This window comes from Streptococcus mitis (assembly GCF_002096845.1).
Classification (GTDB): Bacteria; Bacillota; Bacilli; order Lactobacillales; family Streptococcaceae; genus Streptococcus; species Streptococcus mitis_A.
The window spans coordinates 48,716-67,696 of record NZ_NCVK01000018.1 but is presented as its reverse complement, the minus strand read 5'-3'; the positions used below and the strand labels follow the sequence as shown (position 1 = coordinate 67,696).

The following is an 18,981-nucleotide window of genomic DNA, read 5'->3' as shown; positions in this document are numbered from 1 at the left end:
TGAATTTCCTAATACATTTGTTCACATCTTATCTCAGTCTATGATAATTCCCTAATCAATTTGTTTGGTTTTTATTTCATTTCACTATTTATACGAAAAATTCTTGACAAGCAATACTAAAAAGAGTAAACTATTAACTAGTTAATTAACTGGTTCATAATTTTTAGGTGAATCAAATAGGCTTAAGAAAAGAGGAAAGAATGAAAATCAATAAAAAATATGTAGCAGGTTCAGTGGCAGTCCTTGCCCTAAGTGTTTGTTCCTATGAACTTGGACGGTACCAAGCTGGTCAAGTTAAGAAAGATTCTAATCGAGTTGCTTATATAGACGGTGACCAGGCTGGTCAAAAGGCAGAGAACTTGACACCAGATGAAGTTAGTAAGAGAGAGGGAATCAACGCCGAACAAATCGTTATCAAGATTACGGATCAAGGTTATGTGACCTCTCATGGAGACCATTATCATTACTATAATGGCAAGGTTCCTTATGATGCTATTATCAGTGAAGAACTCCTCATGAAAGATCCGAATTATCAGTTGAAGGATTCAGACATTGTCAATGAAATCAAGGGTGGCTATGTGATTAAGGTAGACGGGAAATACTATGTTTACCTTAAAGATGCGGCTCATGCGGACAATATTCGGACAAAAGAAGAGATTAAACGTCAGAAGCAGGAACATAGTCATAATCATAATACAAGCACAGATAATGCTGTTGCTGCAGCCAGAGCCCAAGGACGCTATACAACGGATGATGGGTATATCTTCAATGCATCTGATATCATTGAGGACACGGGTGATGCCTATATCGTTCCTCATGGTAATCACTTCCACTATATTCCGAAGAGTGATTTGTCTGCTAGTGAATTAGCTGCTGCCCAAGCCTTCTTATCTGGAAAAGGTGGTCAATTAAGTACGGTTGAATATCGTTCAAGTAGAGCTGAAACAAGATCTAGTGTGAGAATGAGTCAATCTGAGGCTCCTCAAGATTCTGCCAAAGCTCCTGAAAGTCAAAGTGAAGATTTAGCTAGCCTCCTTCAAGAATTGTACGCTTTGCCACTTAGCCAACGTCATGTGGAGTCTGATGGCTTAGTATTTGACCCAGCACAGATTACAAAACGTACAGCCAATGGTGTGGCAGTCCCACACGGAGATCATTTCCATTTCATTCCTTACTCGCAAATGTCTGCTTTGGAAGAAAAATTGGCTCGAAATCTACCAATTGGAGGTCAGCCAGTTCAAAGTCATTCTGACAATACGAAACCAAGCAGTCCTGAGAAAACAAGTTCACCGATTAAACCAAACTTTAATCTCAATACGTCGGCACCGAATCGAGGAACTGGAGGCGCTTATACAACGGATGATGGGTATGTCTTTAGTCCGACAGATGTGATTGAAGATACAGGTGACGCTTTTGTTGTACCACACGGCAATCATTTTCACTATATACCTAAGAGTGATTTGTCAGCAGGAGAATTGGCTGCCGCCCAAGCCTATTGGAATGGGAAGCAGGGCTCACATTCTGCTACAAGTTCAAGTAAACCAAGTAGTGATAATGCTAAACCAGCCCAACCAAGTTTGACAGAGACTCCAAACCTGACTGTCACCCCAACTTATCATCAAAATCAAGGGGAAGATATTCCAACACTTTTAAGTGAATTGTATGCCAAACCTTTATCAGAGAGACATGTGGAATCGGATGGTCTAGTCTTTGATCCGGCACAAATCATCAAACGTACAGCTAACGGTGTAGCAGTGCCTCACGGAGATCATTATCACTTTATTCCTTATTCACAAATGTCCCCTTTGGAAGAAAAATTGGCTCGTATGATAGCTGTCAAGGGACAAAATGGCAGTGTTTTGCCAAGCGTCACTCCTCTGAAGCCAGCCCCTACTACCAAACCTCTAGCACCAGTGGAAAATAAACCGACTGAACTTGATGTCAACCAGGTTGTTAGAAAAGTTGGCGACGGTTATATTTTCGAGGATAAGGGAGTCAGTCGTTATGTTCTAGCTAAAGACTTGGCTAAGGATAAGATTGAAGCTATTGAAAATCTCTTATCTAAGAAAACTCAAGAGACACATGCCCTAGTTGCGAAGAAAGAAAATATTGCTCCTCGTGATCAAGAATTTTATGATAAAGCATATAATTTATTGGCCGAGGCTCATAAAGCCTTGTCTGAAAATAAGGGTCGTACTTCTGATTTCCAAGCCTTAGACAAATTAGCAGAACGTTTGAATGATGAATCTTCTAATAAAGGAAAATTGGTAGATGATTTATTGTCATTCTTAGCACCAATTACCCATCCAGAGCGACTTGGTAAACCAAATTCTCAAATTGCTTATACAGACGATGAAATTAAATTAGCGAAATTAGCAGGTAAGTATACAACAGAGGATGGCTATATCTTTGACACTCGTGATATTACCAGTGATGAGGGAGATGCTTATGTAACACCTCATATGACCCATAGCCATTGGATTAAGAAAGATAGTTTGTCTGAAGCTGAAAGAGCGGCAGCTCAGGCTTATGCTAAAGAGAAAGGTTTGACGCCTCCTTCAACAGATAATCAGGGTTCAGAAAATACTGAGGTTAAAGGAGTAGAAGCAATCTATAATAAAGTGAAAGCAGCTAAGAAGGTTCCACTTGATCATATTCCTTACAATCTACAACATACTGTTGAAGTTAAAAATGGTAGCTTAATTATACCTCATTATGACCATTACCATAACATTAAATTTGGGTGGTTTGACGAAGGACTTTATGAGGCACCTAAAGGCTATAGTTTAGAGGATCTCTTTGCGACTGTAAAATACTATGTAGAACATCCTGATGAACGTCCACATTCTAATGACGGATGGGGAAACGCAAGTGACCATGTTCGTAAAAATAAAGCAGACAAAGATAGTAAACATGATGAAGAAAAGGAAGAACATCATGAAGTAAGTGAGCCAACTCGCCCTGAATCTGATGAAAAAGAGAATCACGCAGGTTTAAACCCTTCAGTAGATAATCTTTATAAACCAAGCACTGATGAAGACGAGACAGAGGGAGTAGCTAACGATACAACAGACGAAGCTGAAGTCCCTCAAGTAGAGACTGAAAAAGTAGAAGCCAAACTCAAAGAAGTAGAAGCTTTACTTGATAAAGTAACGGATGCTAGTTTGAAAGGCAATGTGACAGAGAGCCTAGCTGGTTTACGAAATAATCTTAGTCTCCAAACTATGGATAATAATGGCATCATGGCAGAAGCAGAGAAATTACTTGCTTTGCTAAAAGGAAGTGAGTCAGTTACGACGAAACCAGAAGCATAATTTTATCTTGTTAAATTAAAATGATGTAAGAGTCAGTAGCAATACTGGCTTTTATTTGTCTTGCTCCGTAAGGTTCAGGCTAAATAAACCACCTGATTTTTTTGGGGGGCTTTGGCTTCATTTAGGAGGAATCCACATATATAAAAGGTCGGTAACTTAATCATAGATCTTCCTTTGTTAGAGAAGATAATGGTAAAAGGGTAGGGTTTAATTGATTTTACAGTTTAGAATGTTTTGATGACAATTCATGATTTGAAGAGGATATTTCGCCAATATATGCTATACTAAACTTGTTATACAGTTAAATAAACCATTATATTCAATAAACTAGTCAAGGAAAACAGAGGGTTTAAGATGAAAAAACGGATTATTCAGATTTTACTAGCATTGTCCTTAATTTTTTACAAATCAACTTGGTTTTGGAGGCTTTTCAATCATCTCGCAAAGTCCTATCTACCAGCAAGTCGTGAGTTTTTTCAGATTCTACTTTTGCTGGAAAGTGGTGTTCTTTTGTCAGCAGTCATCTATCTACTAGTTTTTGCAGGAAAGAAGACTTTTCATTTCAAGTGGCAGTTGAGGTACTTTATCTACCTTTTACTGGGCTACATCATTTTGTATATGTCGGACTTCCTCTTGTCTTATTTCATACCCTCGTCTTCAAATCAAATTTCTTTGAATGAAACGATAAAAATGATAGGGAGACAGGAATTACCCTATTTCTTGCTCATAGTTTGTTTCATCGGCCCTATTGCTGAGGAGTTGATTTATCGCTGTGTAATTATGACAACCTTTTTCAAAAACTCGCCTTGGTACGGAGATATTTTACTTTCTGCTATTATTTTCGGTTATATTCATATCAATTTTGTTTTAACTCCTCTTGCTTTTTTCATTTATGCTAGTGGAGGTCTCATTTTAGCTTTATTGTATCGCATGACAAAAAATATCTATTATCCAATACTAGTTCATATTTTCATCAATATCACTGCTTTCTGGAACTTATGGTTACTCTTATTTTCAGGAAGTTAGCTTACTAAAACAATGTCGGAACTTTCCGGCATTTTATTTTTAACAGATAAGCAATAACTGATTATTTACAGACTTGGGTGGCTAATCATGGTATAATATAAGATAATGAAAAATTCCAACGAGGCTGAGATGAAATTACTTTACACTGATATTCGGACTTCTTTGACAGAAATTCTAACTAGAGAGGCAGAAGAGTTAGTTGCTGCTGGCAAGCGGGTCTTCTACATCGCTCCCAACTCTCTTTCTTTTGAAAAGGAACGCGCTGTGCTGGAATGCTTGTCCCAGCAGGCTTCTTTTGCGATTACCGTCACGCGCTTTGCTCAAATGGCTCGTTACCTAGTCTTAAATGATTTGCCTGCCAAGACTAGTCTTGATGATATTGGTCTTGGGATGGCCTTTTACAAATGCCTTACAGAACTTGATCCCAAGGACTTACGTGTTTATGGAGCTATCAAGCATGATCCTCAATTTATCCAGCAGTTGATTGAGCTTTACCACGAGATGACCAAAGCTCAGATGAGTTTTTTGGACTTGGAGAGTTTGACGGATGAGGACAAGAGGGCAGACTTACTCTTGATTTTTGAGAAGGTAACGGCTTATCTCAATCAAGGCCAGTTGGCTCAAGGAAGTCAGTTGTCCCATTTGATTGATGCTATTGAGAATAACAAAGTTAGTAGTGATTTTAGCCAGATTTCCTTGGTTATTGATGGATTTACCCGTTTTTCTGCTGAGGAAGAGCGGATTGTGGACCTACTTCATGGCAAGGGTGTTGAGATTGTCATTGGGGCTTATGCTAGTAAGAAAGCTTATACCAGTCCGTTCGCTGAAGGCAATCTCTATCAAGCCAGTGTGGAGTTTCTCCATCATCTAGCCTCTAAATACCAAACACCTGCTCAGGATTATTCTCAAACTCATGAGAAGATGGATAGTTTTGACAAGGCCTCTCGTTTATTGGAGTCTTCTTATGACTTTTCAGAATTAACAATGGATTTAGATGATGAGGACTGTGAAAACTTACAAATCTGGTCTTGTTTGACACAAAAGGAGGAGTTGGAGTTAGTAGCTCGCAGCATTCGTCAGAAATTACATGAAAATCCAGACCTGAGTTACAAGCATTTCCGTATACTTTTAGGTGATGTAGCTTCTTATCAGTTGTCTTTAAAGACCATTTTTGACCAGTATCAGATTCCTTTCTATCTTGGTAGAAGCGAATCCATGGCGCACCATCCTTTGACTCAGTTTGTCGAGTCTATATTGGCTTTGAAACGCTATCGTTTCCGCCAGGAGGATTTGATAAACCTTCTCAGAACAAGTCTCTATACTGACCTTAGTCAGGCTGATATTGACTCATTTGAGCAATATATCCGCTATCTTGGTATCAATGGCTTACCAGCCTTTCAGCAAACCTTTACCAAATTCCACCATGGAAAATTTGATTTAGAGCGTTTAAATGCTCTTCGTCTGCGTATTTTAACACCTCTTGAGACTCTTTTTGCTAGCCGAAAACAAAAGGCCGAAAATCTCTTGCAAAAGTGGAATGTCTTTCTAAAAGAAGGAGCAGTAACTAAGCAGTTACAAGATTTGACAGCCACTATGGAATCTCTAGAACAGGAAAGACAAGCCGAAGTTTGGAAGGCTTTCTGCCATGTTTTAGAACAATTTGCGACTGTTTTTGCTGGTTCACAAGTTAGTCTAGAGGACTTCCTAGCCTTGCTCCATTCTGGAATGAGTCTATCTCAATACCGTACTATTCCAGCGACAGTGGACACCGTTCTGGTGCAGAGTTACGATTTGATTGCACCACTGACTGCTGACTTTGTCTATGCCATTGGGCTGACTCAGGACAACTTACCAAAAATCGCGCAGAATACCAGTCTTATGACAGACGAAGAAAGACAAAACCTAAACCAAGCGACAGAGGAAGGGGCACAATTGCTGATTGCCAGCAGTGAAAATCTCAAGAAAAATCGCTATACTATGCTTTCCTTGGTCAATTCTGCCCGTAAGCAGTTGGTCTTGTCGGCTCCAAGCCTTTTTAACGAAAGTGAAAGCAAGGAGTCATCCTATCTTCAAGAACTAGTCCATTTTGGATTTAGCAGGAAAGAGAAAAGGATGAATCACAAAGGGCTGTCTAAGGAAGATATGGGATCATATCACAGTCTTTTGTCTAGCCTGGTTGCCTATCACCAGCAGGGTGAGATGAGCGAGACTGAGCAAGATTTGACCTTTATCAAGGTTCTGGCACGTGTCATGGGTAAAAAACTAGACCAGCAAGGTTTGGAAAATCCAGCACTCCCAACCAGTCCGAGTAGCAAGCCCTTAGCAAAGGATACCTTACAGGCTCTCTATCCTACTGATCAGGAGTTTTACCTGTCTACCTCTGGTTTGACGGAGTTTTATCGCAATGAATACAGTTATTTTCTTCGCTACGTTTTAGGCTTGCAAGAAGAATTACGCCTGCGTCCTGATGCCCGCAGTCATGGAAATTTCTTGCACCGTATTTTTGAACGTGCCTTGCAGTTGCCTGATGAAGATTCCTTTGACAACCGTCTAGAACAAGCTATTCAAGAAACCAGTCAAGAACGCGAATTTGAAGCAATTTATCAGGAAAGTTTGGAAGCCCAGTTTACCAAGGAAGTTTTGCTTGATGTTGCACGGACGACTGGACATATTCTCCGACACAATCCAGCCATCGAAACCATCAAAGAGGAAGCGAATTTTGGCGGCAAAGACCAAGCCTTTATTCAATTGGACAGTGGTCGCAGTGTCTTTGTACGAGGTAAGGTTGACCGTATTGACCGTTTGAAAGCTGATGGGTCGATAGGAGTGGTAGACTACAAATCCAGTCTGACTCAGTTCCAGTTTCCTCATTTCTTTAATGGCCTTAATTCCCAGTTGCCAACTTATCTAGCTGCCTTAAAAAGAGAAGGTGAGCAGAACTTTTTCGGTGCCATGTACTTGGAAATGGCTGAACCCGTCCAATCTCTGATGGCCGTTAAAAGTCTGGCTGGAGCAGTTGTGGAAGCCAGTAAGTCTATGAAATACCAAGGCCTCTTTTTAGAAAAAGAAAGCAGTCATTTGGGTGAATTTTACAATAAAAACAAGGCTAATCAGCTGACGGATGAGGAATTCCAGCTCCTACTGGACTACAATGCCCATCTTTACAAGAAAGCAGCTGAGAAAATTTTAGAAGGTCAGTTCGCCATTAACCCTTATACTGAAAATGGCAGAAGTATTGCACCGTATGTTCAGCAACATCAAGCCATCACAGGATTTGAAGCCAATTACCACTTGGGCCAAGCCCGTTTTCTAGAAAAGTTGGACTTAACTGATGGCAAGCGTCTGGTCGGAGAAAAACTCAAGCAAGCTTGGTTTGAAAAAATAAGAAAGGAGTTGAATCGATGAAGCCTATTCCCTTTTTAACTGAGAAGGAAATTCAAAAATTGCAAGAAGTAGAAGCAAATTCGAGCAAGGAACAGAAGAAAACTGGCGAGCAAATTGAAGCCATCTACACTTCTGGTCAAAATATCCTTGTCTCAGCGTCGGCTGGTTCTGGTAAAACCTTTGTCATGGCCGAGCGTATTCTGGATCAATTGGCGCGTGGTGTCGAAATTTCTCAACTCTTTATCTCAACCTTTACCGTCAAGGCTGCGACTGAACTTAAAGAACGTTTAGAGAAAAAAATCAGCCAACAAATCCAAGAAAGCAGCGATGTCGACCTCAAACAACACTTGGGTCGCCAGTTGGCAGACCTACCCAACGCTGCCATTGGAACCATGGACTCTTTTACACAAAAATTTCTTGGCAAACACGGCTATCTGCTTGATATTGCGCCTAATTTCCGTATTTTACAAAACCAGAGCGAGCAACTCCTTCTAAAAAATGAAGTCTTTCATGAGGTCTTTGAAGCCCATTACCAAGGTAAACAGAAAGAGACCTTTAGCCATTTACTAAAAAATTTTGCTGGACGTGGAAAAGATGAACGGGGGCTGCGCCAGCAAGTCTATAAAATTTATGACTTCCTCCAATCTACCAGTAATCCTCAAAAATGGTTGAGTGAATCTTTCCTCAAAGGCTTTGAAAAAGCTAATTTTACCAGTGAAAAAGAAAAACTGACTGAGCAAATCAAACAAGCCCTTTGGGATTTGGAAAGCTTTTTCCGTTACCATCTGGATAACGATGCCAAGGAGTTTGCAAAGGCTGCTTATTTAGAAAATGTTCAGTTGATTCTGGATGAAATTGGCTCCTTAAATCAAGAGTCTGATAGTCAGGCTTATCAGGCAGTGCTTGCGCGTGTTGTCGCAATTTCGAAAGAGAAAAACGGCCGAGCTCTGACTAATGCGATCCGTAAGGCTGATTTGAAGCCACTGGCCGATGCCTACAACGAAGAAAGAAAGTCCCAGTTTGCTAAACTAGGACAACTGTCAGACCAGATAACCATTCTCGACTATCAAGAACGTTATCATGGAGATACATGGGAACTAGCTAAGACTTTCCAAACCTTCATGAGTGATTTTGTGGAAGCTTATCGTCAGCGTAAACGTCAGGAAAATGCCTTTGAATTCGCTGATATAAGCCATTACACTATTGAGATTTTAGAGAATTTCCCGCAAGTCCGTGAGACTTATCAGGAACGTTTCCACGAAGTCATGGTCGATGAGTATCAGGATACCAACCATATTCAAGAACGGATGTTGGAATTGCTATCTAATAACCATAATCGCTTTATGGTGGGGGATATCAAGCAGTCCATCTACCGATTCCGTCAGGCAGATCCCCAGATTTTCAATGAAAAATTCCAACGCTATGTGCAAAATCCCCAAGAAGGAAAACTCATTCTGCTCAAGGAAAATTTCCGTAGTAGTTCAGAAGTACTGTCAGCAACCAATGATGTTTTTGCACGCCTTATGGACCAAGAGGTCGGGGAAATCAACTATGATAACATGCACCAGCTTGTTTTTGCCAATACCAAACTGACTCCCAATCTAGACAACAAGGCAGAATTTCTCCTCTATGACAAGGACGACACAGATGAGGAAGAAGAGGGTCAGGCAGAAACGAAACTAACAGGCGAAATGCGCTTAGTCATCAAGGAGATTCTTAAACTCCATCAGGAACAAGGTGTTACCTTTAAAGAAATTGCCCTTTTGACCTCCAGCCGCAGTCGTAATGACCAGATTCTTCTCGCCCTGTCTGAGTACGGAATTCCTGTCAAAACTGACGGAGAGCAGAACAATTACCTACAATCTCTAGAAGTGCAAGTCATGCTAGACACCCTTCGTGTCATTCACAATCCTCTGCAAGACTATGCCTTGGTTGCCCTTATGAAGTCTCCAATGTTTGGTTTTGACGAGGATGAGTTAGCACGTTTTTCCCTTCAGAAAGCAGAGGATAAAATCCAAGAAAATCTCTATGAGAAACTGATCAATGCTCAAAAACAGGTAAGTAGCCATAAAAATTTGATCCATACAGCTTTAGCTGAGAAACTAAATCAATTCATGGATATCTTGGCTTCTTGGCGCTTGTATGCCAAAACCCACTCCCTCTATGACTTGATTTGGAAGATTTACAACGACCGTTTTTATTATGATTATGTCGGTGCTTTGCCAAATGGTCCTGCCAGACAGGCCAATCTCTATGCCCTAGCACTCCGTGCTGATAAGTTTGAAAAGAGCAATTTCAAAGGTTTGTCGCGTTTTATTGGTATGATTAACCAAGTCTTAGAAGCCCAGCACGATTTGGCAAGCGTTGCAGTTGCACCGCCAAAAGACGCAGTAGAGCTCATGACCATCCACAAGAGTAAAGGGCTGGAGTTTCCTTACGTCTTTATTCTCAATATGGATCAAGATTTCAACAAGCAAGACTCTATGTCAGAGGTCATTCTCAGCCGTAAAAATGGGCTTGGTGTCAAATATATTGCCAAAATGGAGACAGGAGCAGTGGAAGCCCACTATCCGAAAACCATCAAGCTCTCTATTCCTAGCCTGACCTATAGGCAGAATGAAGAGGAATTACAGCTAGCTAGCTATTCAGAACAGATGCGTCTGCTGTATGTTGCCATGACGCGGGCTGAGAAAAAGCTCTATCTTGTCGGCAAGGGTTCCCGTGAAAAGCTGGAAGCCAAGGAATATCCAGCAGCAAAAAATGGAAAACTAAACAGCAACACTAGACTTCAAGCACGGAATTTCCAAGATTGGCTTTGGGCTATCAGCAAAGTGTTTACTAAGGACAAGCTCAACTTTAGTTATCGCTTTGTTGGCGAAGACCAGTTGACTAGAGAAGATATAGGAGAATTGGAAAACAAGAGCCCTCTCCAAGCTAGCTCTCAAGCAGATAATCGTCAGTCAGAAACCATTAAGGAAGCTCTCGAAATGCTGAAAGAGGTGGAAATCTATAATACTCTTCATCGCGCAGCTATTGAATTGCCAAGTGTTCAAACCCCAAGTCAAATCAAGAAATTTTACGAACCAGTTATGGATATGGAAGGTGTCGAGATTGCAGGTCAAGGCCAGTCAGTAGACAAGAAAATTAGCTTTGATTTACCAGATTTTTCAAGCAAAGAAAAGGTAACAGGAGCTGAGATTGGTAGTGCTACCCACGAACTCATGCAGAGAATTGATCTCAGCCGGAGACCAACGCTTGCTAGCCTTACAGAAACTCTCAAACAAGTTCAAACCAGCTCAGGTGTCAGAGATAAGATCAATCTTGCTAAAATTCTTGCATTCTTTGACACAGCACTCGGTCAGGAAATTCTCGCTAATACCAACCATCTTTATCGCGAGCAACCTTTCTCCATGCTCAAACGAGACCAAAAGAGTCAAGAAGACTTCGTTGTCCGTGGAATCTTGGACGGCTATCTGCTTTATGAGGACAGAATTATTCTGTTCGACTATAAGACAGACCACTATGATGAACCAAGTCAACTCATAGACCGCTATCGTGGTCAGTTAGCCCTATACGGAGAGGCTTTATCTCGAGCCTATTCGATTGAAAATATTGACAAATACTTGATTTTACTCGGTAAAGACGAGGTTCAAGTTGTAAAAGTATAATCTAGAAAGGAGACCTCATGACACTTCCAGTTAGAAAATCCCTGCACGATGCGGTTTTACAGGCTTCAAAAGCTAATACTTGGGAACAAGCTACCAAGGAATGGAATGAAGTTTCCTTGATTTTTAACGGTATCGGCCGTAGCAATTGTGTCTGTGGAAATGCCATCAAGTACGCCTATGAACTCTTTAACGGTGTCACAGGTCAACGCCTCTTTCCGATTGGTAGTGATTGTGTTCGTCATTTTCATCGATTGACCCTTGACCAGCAACTGGAAGAGGAAGAAAAACTGCTCAGAAAGGTTGAAAATCTGACCAGAAAAGCCCAGAAAAAGGAGAAAATCAAGGTCAATAAAAGTGACTTTGACGAGCGACTTATAAAATGGCTCTGGGAAAAAGGTGTTTTCAAACCCAATCGTGGCAATCAATTTACACCTGAGAGAGACTACCAGCTTTTCCTAGAAGTCTTTCAAGGAGGAAGTTGGACCAAGGCGGAGCCAAAGAAAAAGGCTCGAATGGAAGAAGTCCTTGAAAAGTGTATCAAACCCTTTTTACTTGGAAAATCAGATGACCAACTCTACCTTGTCAAGCTAGGTAAGGAGAAAATTGACTACGAACAGGAACTCCGTATCCAAGCAGAGAAAGAGCGCAAGAAGAGGGATAAAATCGCCAAGCAATATGCAGACAATCTGGTTCTAGCTATGGGCCCAGCAGAGCGTGCCTATCAAGATTACTTTGGTTTTACAGAGACACTGACTCAAGAAGAACGCAAGTGGGAGAAAATTCTTTTTGGTAAAAATCGGACAGAACGGGCTATCAAAGCCAAACAATACCAAAAAGAGCTGGAAAAAGACCAACGAATTGCCAGTCAAGATCTAATTGAAAGAAAGCAGAAGCAGACCTGGCTCCTCAATTCCTATTTTCGTGAGCTTCCAGAAGAAAAAGCCCGATTTTCTAGGCTCTTATTAGAATATCGAAAAAGTGGAGAAGTTCCCTTTTCAACTGAATATCTGTCAGATCATCTCATCGACTTTTTCTATAAAATGAAAGCCTTTGAATTTGAAATCGCACCAGAACAAGTCCGAGACTTTTTAAAAGAAAGCCTTCAGACAGAACATCTCTCCTCAGCACAAGAAAGCTGGATAGAAGGGATTCTTATCAACTGCATCAAACCATTTTTAGAACGATTATTGATATGAGTAACACCTACCGTGGAAATTCCATGGTAGGTTACATTTTATCCAAAAAGAATATATAGCAGATTGAAATAAGATGTGAACAAATTGATTAGGAAAGTCAAATTAATCTCTAGAAATGTTTTAGTAATAGTGGTGCGCTGTTCTTGATTCAATCTACTATAAGAAATTCAAACCCTGCGCATTTGTATTTCACACGTAAAACAAAGTATGAAAGCGTAACTCAATTTTAAGACTTTTTTGTAAATTAAGAGTATAATTAAAGTATGTTACCTTTTTATAAGATAACAAGCTAATATAATAAAATTTGCCTTACACATTTTTAAATTTTATTTCAAGGAGGAATAATGGAAAAGTATTTTAGTGAAAAACAGCAGCGTTTTTCATTTAGAAAATTATCAGTAGGACTTGTATCTGCAACGATTTCAAGTTTATTTTTTGTGTCTGTATTAGGTAGTTCAGCTGTAGAGGCTCAAGAGACTAAAGGTGTTCACTATAAATATGTGACAGAGTCAGAGCTATCATCAGATGAAAAGAAGCAGCTTGTCTATGATATTCCGACATACACGGAGAATGATGATGAAACCTATTATCTTGTTTATAAATTAAGTTTCCAAAATCAACTGGGAGAATTGCCAAATACTGGAAGCAAGAATGATATGCAAACCTTAGTTGTTGGTGCTAGCTTAGCAGCTCTGGGGATTTTAATTTTTGCCGTTTCTAAGAAAAAAGGTAAGAATAAAACAGTATTACATTTAGTATTGGTTGCAGGAATAGGAAATGGTGTCTTAGTTTCAGCTCATGCTTTAGAAAATAATCTCTTACTGAATTACAATACTGACTATGAATTAACCTCAGGAGAAAAATTACCTCTTCCTAAAGACATTTCAGGTTACACTTATATTGGATATATCAAAGAGGGGAACATAACTTCTGAATCTAAAGTAAGCAATCAAGAGAAACCAGTAGCTACTCACAAAACTCAACAAAAGGTGGATTATAATGTTACACCTAATTTTGTAGAGAATCCATCAAAGGTACAAACTATTCAGGAAAAAAAACCTGTTTCTTCAACTAAGTCCACAGAAGTCCAAGTAGTTGAAAAACCTCTCTCTACAGAATTAATCAATCCAAGAAAAGAAGAGAAACAATCTTCAGATTCTCAAGCACAGTTGGCAGAACATAAGAATCCAGAAATGAAGAAAGACGAGAAGGTTTCTCCAAAAGAAAAGACTGGGGTAAATACACTAAATCCACAGGATGAAGTTTTATCAGGTCAATTGAACAAACCTGAACTCCTATATCGTGAGGAAACTATAGAGACAAAAATAGATTTTCAAGAAGAAGTTCAGGAGAATCCTGATTTAGCTGAAGGAACTGTAAGAGTCAAACAAGAAGGTAAATTAGGTAAGAAAGTTGAAATCGTCAGAATATTCTCTGTAAACAAGGAAGAGGTTTCACGAGAAATTGTTTCAACTTCAACGACTGCGCCTGTTCCAAGAATAGTAGAAAAAGGTACTAAAAAAACTCAAGTTATAAAGGAACAACCTGAGACTGGTGTAGAACATAAGGGCGTACAGTCTGGAGCTATTGTTGAACCTGCAATTCAGCCTGAACTACCAGCAGCTGTAGTAACCGACAAAGGTGAGCCAGCAGTCCAACCAGAGTTGCCAGAAGCTGTAGTAAGTGATAAAGGTGTACCGGAAGTTCAACCTGAATTACCAGCAGCTGTAGTAAGTGATAAAGGCGAAGCCGAAGTCCAACCAGAGTTGCCAGAAGCTGTAGTAAGTGATAAAGGTGTACCGGAAGTTCAACCTGAATTACCAGAAGCTGTAGTAAGTGATAAAGGCGAAGCCGAAGTCCAACCAGAGTTGCCAGAAGCTGTAGTAAGTGATAAAGGTGTACCGGAAGTTCAACCAGAGTTGCCAGAAGCTGTAGTAAGTGATAAAGGTGTACCAGAAGTCCAACCAGCGTTACCAGAAGCAGTTGTAACAGATAAAGGTGAAGCGGAAGTTCAGCCAGAGCTACCAGAAATGGTTGTGACTGACAAAGGTGAGACTGAGGTTCAACCAGAGTTGCCAGATACTGTGGTAAGTGATAAAGGTGAACCTGAACAGATAGCACCGCTTCTAGAATATACAGGACCACAAGCCGGAGCAATAGTCGAACCAGAGAAGGTAGAAGCACCGAAGGAATACACAGGAGTGCAAGCCGGAGCAATAGTAGAATCAGAAAAAGTAGAACCATCAAAAGAATATACAGGTGTACAAGCTGGAGCTATTGTTGAACCAGAACAAGTAGCACCCCTACCAGAATACACAGGAGTACAGGCTGGGGCTATTGTTGAACCTGAGCAAGTAGCACCCCTACCAGAATACACAGGTCCACAGGCAGGAGCAATAGTAGAACCAGAACAGGTAGATCCACTTCCTGAATACAAGGGGAATATTGAGCAACTAAAACCTGAAACTCCCGTTGAGAAGCCGAAAGAAACAGATCCAGAAAAAACAATAGAACTAAGAAGTGTTTCTGATGTGGAACTCTATAGTTATGAAGGCAATCAATCAAAACAACATACAAGCTTAGATAAAGTACCAGATAATAAATCTACTTATTTCATCAAAGTGAAGTCAGCTAAATATAAAGATGTAATGCTCCCAGTTTCAAACATTGAGGACACTACAAAAGACGGTAAAGCAGTCTATAAAATTACAGCTAGATTGGAACACTTGAAGCAATCTGTAGATAATCAATATCAAGACAATTTTACATATTATCTTCCAAAACTTGTTCAAAACGATAGCCCTATCTACACATCATTTAAAAAATTAGTAACTGATATGAATAGTAGACCTGATGGAACTTTCACTTTGGGTGCAACAATGAATGCTCGTGAGGTTGAGTTAGGTGAAAACCAAGAAAGTTACGTTACAAGTAAATTCACAGGAACACTAATTGGTAGTCATCAAGGTAAAAATTATGCTATCTTTAATTTGAAAAAGCCATTATTCAATACATTAAATAGAGCTACTGTTAAGGATCTCACCTTAAAAGATGTTAATATTTCTGGTAAGAATCATGTCGCATCAGTTGCTAAGGAAGCCACAAATTCTTCAACTTTAAATAATGTTCACGCAAATGGAATCATTGCTGGTGAGCTAGGTATCGGAGGACTTATTCAAAAAGTTGAAAATTCTACCGTAAGTAATAGTAGCTTCACTGGAAGAATAACAAATACCTTTGTTACAACCTCTCAGTATGCAATTGGTGGTCTAGTCGGTCAATTAACCGGTGCTAATGCTAGGGTAGATCATTCTATTGCAACAGTAACCATTTCAAGTAATGCAGAACGTTCTAACCAAACCATTGGCGGAATTGCAGGTATCGTAGAAAATAATGCAACTGTAGCAAATAGTTATGCTGAAGGTGAAATAAATAATGCTAAACCATTCGCTAGAGTTGGTGGAGTTGCAGGTTCCCTATGGACGCAAGAAGGTGGAGCAGATGATAATACCGGCCACTTGAATAATGTTCTCAGCGATATGAATATTACAAATGGGAATGCGATTTCTGGATACCATTTTGATGGTATGAAGCAGACAAAGGTATACAGTAATAAAGACAATAAGGTAGTTAATGTTCAAGCAGTTGGAGATGAGGTAATGTCAGTTGATTCCACTGTAGAACGTGGTACTGAGATTGAAAAAACAGCAGTTCAAGCCAAGAAAGATGAGATTACTAAAAAACACACTATAGCCGTGGAAGATTTCACAAATTCTGCTAAACAGGATGTAGATTATACCAAGGCAGCTCATTATCAGGAGACAAGAAAAGTTGCATATAAAAATATAGAAAAATTATTGCCTTTCTATAATAGAGATACCATTGTGAAATATGGAAATCAATTATCTACTGATCATAACCTGTTTAAGAAAGAATTGTTATCTGTTGTCGCTATGAAAAATGAGGAAGTGGTTTCGGACATTACTTCAGACAAGCACTCTATCAATCACTTATTACTACATTACAAAGATGGAACATCTGAGAAAGTAGATTTAACCTACAATAGTGATTTTGCAAATCTGGCTGAGTATACTATTGGAACTACAGGTCTAGTATACACACCAAATGCTTTCCTAAAAGATTATACGTCTATAATAAACAGAGTTAAAAATGACTTAAATACAGTGCAGTATAATCCAACTGCTCTTAAGAATTTGTTAGGAATTTCGGATAATGTTAAATTAACAGAACTCTATCTAGATGAGCAATTCACTAAGACCAAAGAGCACTTAACTGAAACTCTTAAAAAATTACTTTCAGCTGATGCTGCTGTTTCTGGAAATAATAGTGCTATTGACAATTACATCGTTGATAAAATCAAGCGAAACAAAGAAGCCTTGATGCTAGGATTAACCTATCTAGAACGCTGGTATGATTTCAAATTTGATAAGGCTAGCGCAAAAGATTTGCTTATGTTCCATATGGATTTCTTTGGTAAGGGAAATACCTCTCCTCTTGATACAATTATTGAACTGGGTAAATCTGGCTACAATAATCTCTTGGCTAAAAATAATGTGGTTACTTACAATGCCTTGTTGACTAATAACTACAGTACAAAAGATTTGTTTAGTGCTTTAGAAGGCTACCGTAAAGCATTTGCACCTACTCAAACTAACAATGAATGGTTTAAATCTCAGACCAAGGCTTATATCGTTGAAGAAAAATCTAATATTCCAGAAGTGAGGGCTAATCAGGAAAAAGTTGGCAGCAAGTACTCTATCGGTGTCTATGATCGCATCACTAGTGACAGCTGGAAATACCGTAATATGGTACTACCTCTACTTACCTTGCCAGAAAGATCCGTATTTGTCATTTCAACTATCTCTAGCCTAGGCTTTGGTGCTTATGATCGTTACCGTAATAAAGAGCATCAAGCAAATGGTGATCTGAATAGCTTTGTTGAAAAGAGCGCTCACGAAACTGCCGAACGTCAACGAGATCACTACGATTATTGGTATCGTATTCTAGATGAAAAAGGGCGTGAAAAACTTTATCGAAATATCTTGCTTTATGATGCCTATAAATTTGGAGATGACCATACCAATGGAAAAGCCCAAACCGTATCAGATTTTGATAGTCCAAATCCTGCAATGAAACATTTCTTTGGACCTGTTGGAAATAAAGTTGGTCATAATGGACACGGTGCTTACGCTACAGGGGATGCCGTTTATTATATGGGTTATCGTATGTTGGATAAGGATGGAGCTATCACTTATACACATGAAATGACGCATGATTCAGATCAGGACATTTATCTTGGTGGCTATGGTCGAAGAAGTGGCTTGGGACCAGAGTTCTTCGCAAAAGGCTTATTACAAGCACCAGACCATCCAAACGACGCAACTATCACCATCAACTCTATCTTGAAACATTTAAAATCTGATAGTACAGAAGGACAACGATTACAAATACTCGATCCAACTACGAGATTTAAAGATGCGACAGATCTTCAAAAATATGTCCACAATATGTTTGATGTCGTTTATATGTTGGAATATCTTGAAGGAAATTCAATTCTTAAATTGGATACGAATCAAAAACAACAACTTCTTAGAAAAGTTACAAATGAGTATCATCCAGATCCAGATGGAAATAGTGTCTATGCAACAAATGTAGTTAAAGATTTGGCATATGCAGAAGCTGAAAAATTACATTCATTTAATGATTTGATTGAGAATAATATTATTTCGTCTAGGGAATATGCTTCAGGCAAATACGAAAGAAATGGCTACTTCACTATTAAATTATTTGCGCCGATTTATGCAGCATTAAGTAGTGATATAGGAACACCTGGCGACTTGATGGGACGTCGTATGGCCTATGAACTATTGGCTGCAAAAGGCTTTAAAGATGGTATGGTGCCATATATTTCAAATCAATTTGAACCCGATGCTAGGGCAAATAATAAAACGATTACCTCATATGGTAAGACCAAAGGATTAGTAACAGATACATTAGTACTTCAAAAATTATTTAATGGACAATACAGGACTTGGAGTGATTTTAAAAAGGCCATGTATACAGAGCGTCAAGCTAAGTTCAATAAATTGAACAAAGTTACCTTTAATGATACAACACAGCCATGGACGTCATTTGCAAGAAAAACCACTAGTAGGATAGAGGATTTACAAAGTTTAATGGATATTGCTGTTCGTCAGGATGCAGAAGGTACCCATTGGAATAACTATAATCCAGAAACAGACAGTGCAGTTCATAAGTTGAAGAGAGCAATCTTTAAAGCCTATCTTGACCAAACTGATGATTTTAGAAGTTCAATTTTTGAGAATAAAAAATAGTGTTTACTGTTAGGAAATGAAATTAAAGAAGGTGATT

Annotated in this window: 6 protein-coding genes; all 6 read left to right on the top strand. The window is 39.3% G+C overall.

Annotated elements, in window-relative coordinates:
• The first annotated feature begins 200 nt into the window (after positions 1-200).
• A complete protein-coding gene (locus tag B7695_RS05330) occupies positions 201-3,314 on the top strand; it encodes a pneumococcal-type histidine triad protein (protein ID WP_084890209.1) in 3,114 nt (1,037 codons plus the stop codon).
• A gap of 354 nt (positions 3,315-3,668) precedes the next feature.
• Positions 3,669-4,340, top strand: a complete 672-nt coding sequence (locus tag B7695_RS05325) for a CPBP family intramembrane glutamic endopeptidase (protein ID WP_084890207.1) — start codon at positions 3,669-3,671, stop codon at positions 4,338-4,340.
• 129 nt (positions 4,341-4,469) lie between these two features.
• Positions 4,470-7,745: an ATP-dependent nuclease subunit B gene (gene rexB / locus B7695_RS05320; protein ID WP_084890204.1), complete on the top strand. Its 3,276-nt coding sequence runs from the start codon at positions 4,470-4,472 to the stop codon at positions 7,743-7,745.
• On the top strand, positions 7,742-11,392 hold the full coding sequence (gene addA / locus B7695_RS05315) for a helicase-exonuclease AddAB subunit AddA (RefSeq protein ID WP_084890202.1): 3,651 nt from the start codon (positions 7,742-7,744) through the stop codon (positions 11,390-11,392). Before rexB ends, addA begins: the two co-directional genes overlap by 4 nt.
• Before the next feature lie 17 nt (positions 11,393-11,409).
• On the top strand, positions 11,410-12,588 hold the full coding sequence (locus tag B7695_RS05310; RefSeq protein ID WP_084890199.1) for a hypothetical protein: 1,179 nt from the start codon (positions 11,410-11,412) through the stop codon (positions 12,586-12,588).
• 344 nt (positions 12,589-12,932) lie between these two features.
• Positions 12,933-18,944, top strand: coding sequence for a ZmpA/ZmpB/ZmpC family metallo-endopeptidase (locus B7695_RS05305; RefSeq protein WP_084890196.1), 6,012 nt, complete (start codon positions 12,933-12,935; stop codon positions 18,942-18,944).
• Positions 18,945-18,981 lie beyond the last annotated feature (37 nt).

What these genes read in the sequence shown, in the direction of transcription:
- B7695_RS05330 (WP_084890209.1), top strand. Translation starts at nt 201, where the DNA reads ATGAAAATCAATAAAAAATATGTAGCAGGTTCAGTGGCAGTCCTTGCC.
- addA (WP_084890202.1), top strand. Translation starts at nt 7,742, where the DNA reads ATGAAGCCTATTCCCTTTTTAACTGAGAAGGAAATTCAAAAATTGCAA.
- B7695_RS05325 (WP_084890207.1), top strand. Translation starts at nt 3,669, where the DNA reads ATGAAAAAACGGATTATTCAGATTTTACTAGCATTGTCCTTAATTTTT.
- rexB (WP_084890204.1), top strand. Translation starts at nt 4,470, where the DNA reads ATGAAATTACTTTACACTGATATTCGGACTTCTTTGACAGAAATTCTA.
- B7695_RS05310 (WP_084890199.1), top strand. Translation starts at nt 11,410, where the DNA reads ATGACACTTCCAGTTAGAAAATCCCTGCACGATGCGGTTTTACAGGCT.
- B7695_RS05305 (WP_084890196.1), top strand. Translation starts at nt 12,933, where the DNA reads ATGGAAAAGTATTTTAGTGAAAAACAGCAGCGTTTTTCATTTAGAAAA.